This window comes from Streptomyces sp. NPDC056061 (genome assembly GCF_042266885.1).
Taxonomy (GTDB): domain Bacteria; phylum Actinomycetota; class Actinomycetes; order Streptomycetales; family Streptomycetaceae; genus Streptomyces.
The window spans coordinates 1-1,572 of sequence record NZ_JBHJWQ010000093.1 but is presented as its reverse complement, the minus strand read 5'-3'; the positions used below and the strand labels follow the sequence as shown (position 1 = coordinate 1,572).

The following is a 1,572-nucleotide window of genomic DNA, read 5'->3' as shown; positions in this document are numbered from 1 at the left end:
GAGCAACGGCCTGACGGCGCCGAACGGCCCGTCGCAGCAGCGTGTCATCCGCCAGGCGCTGGCGGGTGCGGGGTTGTCGGCGTCCGAGGTGGACGCGGTCGAGGCGCACGGCACGGGCACGAAGCTGGGTGACCCGATCGAGGCGCAGGCGCTGCTGGCCACCTATGGCCAGGACCGTCCGGCCGACCGGCCGCTCCACCTCGGCTCGATCAAGTCGAACATCGGGCATACGCAGGCCGCGGCCGGTGTGGCGGGTGTGATGAAGATGGTGCTGGCGCTCCAGCATGGGGTGCTGCCGCGGACGCTGCACGTCGACGAGCCGACCCCGCATGTCGATTGGGAGGCCGGTGCGGTCTCGCTGTTGACCGAGTCGGTGCCGTGGCCGGAGACCGGGCACCCCCGCCGGGCGGGCGTCTCCGCCTTCGGCCTGAGCGGGACCAACGCCCACGCCATCATCGAGCAGGTTCCCGCAGACGACGAGCAGGACCAGGAATCCGCAATCGTCGTCTTCCCTGGCGCGGAGCACGTGCCCTCGCTGTGGACCTTGTCGGCGAAGGGCGCCGACGCGCTGCGTGCCCAGGCCGCGCAGCTGGCCGCCCACCTGCGGACTCACCCCGAGCTGAGTGTTTCCGACCTGGCCTTCTCCCTTGCCACCGGTCGCGCCGGGCTCGACAACCGTGCGGCAGGTCTCGCGGCTGATCGTGATGGGTTGCTGGTTGCTCTGGAGCGGTTGGCGTCCGGGCGGGGTGTTTCGGGTCTGGTCGAGGGTTCGGTGGTGGAGGGCCGGACGGCGTTCCTGTTCACGGGGCAGGGGAGTCAGCGGCTGGGTATGGGGCGTGAGTTGTATGACGTGTTCCCGGTGTTCGCGGATGCGCTGGATGCGGTGTGTGCGCACCTGGATGTGTACCTGGACCGTCCGTTGCGTGAGGTTGTGTTCGGTGATGACGCCGAGTTGATCGGTCGGACGGGTTTCACGCAGCCTGCGTTGTTCGCGGTTGAGGTGGCGTTGTTCCGTCTGGTGGAGGCGTGGGGTCTGCGGCCTGATTTCCTGTCGGGTCATTCGATTGGTGAGCTGGCTGCTGCGCATGTGGCGGGTGTGTTGTCGCTGGCGGATGCGGCGAAGCTGGTTGCTGCGCGTGGCCGTCTGATGGAGGAGCTGCCCGCTGGTGGTGCGATGGTGGCGGTGCAGGCGTCGGAGGACGAGGTGCTGCCGCTGCTGGTCGAGGGTGTGAGCATTGCTGCGCTGAACGGTCCGCAGTCGGTCGTGATCGCGGGTGACGAGGATGCGGCGCTGGAGATTGCTGCCGGTTTCGAGGCGCGGGGTCGTAAGACGAAGCGGCTGACGGTTTCGCATGCGTTCCATTCGCCGCGTATGGACGGGATGTTGGATGCGTTCCGTGAGGTCGCGGAGAGCATCGCGTTCGAGACGCCGCGTATTCCGATCGTGTCGAACCTGACCGGGGACCTGGTCTCCGCGGAGGAGATCGCCACCGCGGAGTTCTGGGTGCGGCATGTCCGTGAGGCGGTTCGCTTCGTCGACGGCATGCGTGCGCTGGAGGCGCAGGGTGTGGC

1 protein-coding gene is annotated in these 1,572 nt (G+C 68.4%); it reads left to right on the top strand.

Annotated features, from left to right (window positions below; genetic code table 11):
* The coding region (locus tag ACFC79_RS38240; RefSeq protein ID WP_376249891.1) for a type I polyketide synthase at positions 1 to 1,572 on the top strand (1,572 nt) is incomplete at both ends.